Source organism: Roseiarcus sp. (assembly GCF_049514155.1).
Lineage (GTDB): Bacteria > Pseudomonadota > Alphaproteobacteria > Rhizobiales > Beijerinckiaceae > Roseiarcus.
In genome coordinates this window covers 1-3,254 of record NZ_JBEKVH010000269.1, presented here as the reverse complement: position 1 = coordinate 3,254, position 3,254 = coordinate 1, and the positions used below count along the sequence as shown (strand labels likewise).

General features: G+C 67.3%; 3 protein-coding genes. 1 reads left to right on the top strand and 2 read right to left on the bottom strand.

Features of this window, described 5'->3' with window-relative positions; genetic code table 11:
- Positions 1-261 precede the first annotated feature (261 nt).
- Positions 262-1,860: a malate synthase A gene (aceB, locus tag ABSF49_RS21245; RefSeq protein ID WP_424114624.1), complete on the bottom strand. Its 1,599-nt coding sequence runs from the start codon at positions 1,858-1,860 to the stop codon at positions 262-264.
- 134 nt (positions 1,861-1,994) lie between these two features.
- On the bottom strand, positions 1,995-2,267 hold the full coding sequence (locus ABSF49_RS21240; RefSeq protein ID WP_424114623.1) for a DUF1127 domain-containing protein: 273 nt from the start codon (positions 2,265-2,267) through the stop codon (positions 1,995-1,997).
- 154 nt (positions 2,268-2,421) lie between these two features.
- Here ABSF49_RS21240 and ABSF49_RS21235 point away from each other — a divergent pair.
- Positions 2,422-3,254: LysR family transcriptional regulator (locus ABSF49_RS21235; RefSeq protein WP_424114622.1), on the top strand; the 833-nt coding region annotated here is incomplete at its 3' end.

The window sequence follows — 3,254 nt, the reverse complement described above, 5'->3', positions numbered from 1 at the left end:
GCCATTGACCCCTGCGCGCGGTTCAGGCCTCTCGCAACCAAGCTCTTCGACGGACAAACCTGGCCCGATCGGGCCGGGTTTGCCCGTCGAAGAGCTTGGCGAACCATCGCCACGTCGATGCGTCGCTGTCACCGCGAAGCGGCCGAAGCGGAGCGGAGGACCGGCGAAGCCGGTTGACGGCGGAGTATCGACGTGGCCCCCGCCCGCCTGCGGAGACTTGTGTGAGTCTGGTAGCCCGAACGGGAGAGGGCAGGGTGAGGGCTAGTCGATCAGCTTGTACGCCGGCAGGGTCAAGAACTCCTCGAACGTCGGGGCGAGCGACATGTCTTCGAACAATTTCGTCGCCTCGGCGAAGCGGCCGTTGTCGTAGACGTCTGGCCCAAGCGCGGCGCGCACCTTGGCCAACTCGTCGGCGAAGGTCGCCCTGAACAGCTCCGGCGTGACGACGCGGCCGTCGTCGAGCTTGGCCTTGAGATGCAGCCATTGCCACACCTGCGCGCGCGAGATTTCCGCCGTCGCGGCGTCTTCCATCAGGTTGTAGAGCGGCACGGCGCCGCGGCCGCGCAGCCAGGCTTCGAGATATTGCACGCCGACGCGGATGTTCTCGCGCAGGCCGTTCTCCGTGCGCGCGCCGTCGTGGACCTTGATCATGTCGGCGCTCGTCACCTCGACGTCGTCGCGCATCACCGAGAGCTGGTTGGCCTGCGGCATCAGCCGGTCGAACACTTGCTGCGCGACCGCCACCAGGTCGGGGTGCGCGACCCAGGTGCCGTCGTGGCCGTTGCCGGCTTCGCGCTCCTTGTCGGCGCGCACCTTGGCGAAAGCGGCCTCGTTCGCCGCCAGATCGCCCTTGATCGGGATCTGCGCCGCCATGCCGCCCATCGCGAAGGCGCCGCGCTTGTGGCAGGTCTTGATCAGCAGCAGCGAATAGGCGGCGAGGAACGCCTTGCCCATCGTCATCGCCGCGCGATCGGGGGTGAGGAAGGCCGGGTTCCTGCCGAGCCGCTTGATGAACGAGAAGATGTAATCCCAGCGACCGCAATTGAGGCCGACGATGTGGTCCTTGAGCTCGAACAGGATCTCGTCCATCTCGAACGCGGCCGGCAGCGTCTCGATCAGGATCGTCGCCTTAAACGTCCCGTGCGCGACCGCGAGCGTCTCCTCGGCGTGCGAGAAGACGTCGTTCCACAGCCGCGCTTCGCGATGGCTCTCGAGCTTGGGCAGGTAGAAGGCCGGGGTCGAGCCCTTGGCCTTCTGCAGCCGGGCGCTATGGAAGACATAGAGGCCGAAATCGAACAGCGAGCCCGACATGACCTTGCCGTCGATGAGCAGGTGGCGCTCGTCGAGGTGCCAGCCGCGCGGCCTGACCATCAGCGCCGCCGGATTCGGCTTGACCGCATAGAGCTTGCCGCTCGCCGCGTCGGTGAAGTCGATGCGGCCGTTCCACAGATCGAGCAGGTTGGCCTGGCCCTCGATCATGTTGGCGAAAGCCGGCGACGACGCGTCCTCGAAATCGGCCATGAACACTTTGGCGCCCGAGTTGAGCGCGTTGACGATCATCTTGCGGTCGACCGGGCCGGTGATCTCGACCCGCCGGTCGAGAAGATCGGCGGGAATCGGCGCGACCTTCCAGCCGCCTTCGCGGATCGCCCGCGTCTCGATCAGGAAGTCAGGCAGCTCGCCGGCGTCGAAGCGCTTCTGCCGTTCGGCGCGCCGGGCGAGAAGCGCGTTGCGGCGCGCGTCGAAGCGGCGATGCAGGTCGGCGAGGAAGGCGAGGGCCGGCGGGCTGAGGATTTCATCGGCGCGCGGCGAGGCGGCGGCGCGGATTTCGACCCCGGAAACGGAGGCGGCAACTGTCATGGCGGGACCTCGAGCCGACGCGAAAGCGCGTCCGCTCCGTCCCTAGCCAGAAACGCGCGCCTCCTGCAAGGAAGCGCGCGCATCGAATTTCATCATGGCGCCCCGATCGGGCCGAAAGAGCCCGACTTTGGCTTTCAGGCCGCCTGGTCGTGATGGCGACCGTACCAGGCGCGGACCGCGCGGGCGCGGGCGAGCCGCTCGCCCGGATCGTCGTCAAGCGCCAGGGCGGTGCAGTCGGCGAGGTCGGCGCGCAACAGGCCGAGGTCGCTGAGTTCGCGGTCGGACATCTGGGCGAGCTGGGCGAGAGTGCGGCGGGCTTCGACGACGCGCGCCGGCCAGCTGAGCGCGCGCCGGATCATCGTGCTGAAGTCGGAATGACGCCGAAAATCGTTCGATACGTCCAACATGGGTAGCTCCTGGGGCGAAAATCCGGCTCGAACCGCTATTTTCGGCGAGCCGGACGCCGGAATCCTCATTTCTGGCCGTCATTATCGCGATTCGCCATTGATCGGTCCAACGAATGTTTGTAAGGTAATCCATCGCGAACCAAGATGGATCGTCATGCTCGACACCGATCAACTCCGCTCCTTCATCGCCATCGTCGACACCGGCTCGTTCACCCGCGCCGGCGAACGGGTCAACAAGACCCAATCGGCGGTTTCGATGCACATTCGCCGGCTCGAGCAACAATTGGGCTGCGCCCTGTTCGTCCGCCAGGGCCGCTCGGCGCGGCTGACCAGCGAGGGCGAGCGGCTGATCGAATTCGCGCGGCGAATGATCCAGGTCGAGGCCGGGGCGATGGCGGCGATTTCGCGCAAAGGGCTCAACGGCGCGGTCCGGCTCGGCATTCCCGACGACTACGCCGAGGCGTTCCTCGCCAACATCCTGACGCTGTTCAACCGCCGCCACCCGCTGGTCGAAATCTCGGTCGTCTGCGAGAACTCGGCCGAGCTCGCCGCCCAGGTCCAGGCCAAGGCGATCGAACTGGCGCTGGTCACCGATCACGAGGGCCTGCGCGCGTTCGAACTGGTGCGCGAGGAGCCGCTGCTGTGGGTCGCCTCAAAGCGCTTCAAGCCGCCGGAAGGGGCGCCGATTCCCCTCGCGCTCGGCAGTCCGGTGTGCGTGTGGGGCAAGGTCACCGAAGAGGCGTTGCGCGACTGGCCGCGCCCGACCCACCCGCTGTTCTTCTCCAAGAACTACAGCGCCGTCATCACCGTCGTCAGGGCCGGGCTCGCGGCGACCGCGCTGCCGGTCGGCATGGTCGGCGAGGATTTGCAGCCGATCGGCGCGGAGCTGGGTCTGCCGAGCCTGCCCTCGACCAGCATGGGCCTGATCTTCGCGCCCGGCCGCGCCTCGGCCGAGACCAAGGCGCTCGCCGAGGCGATCCGCGGCTC

What these genes read in the sequence shown, in the direction of transcription:
- aceB (WP_424114624.1), bottom strand. Translation starts at nt 1,860, where the DNA reads ATGACAGTTGCCGCCTCCGTTTCCGGGGTCGAAATCCGCGCCGCCGCC.
- ABSF49_RS21240 (WP_424114623.1), bottom strand. Translation starts at nt 2,267, where the DNA reads ATGTTGGACGTATCGAACGATTTTCGGCGTCATTCCGACTTCAGCACG.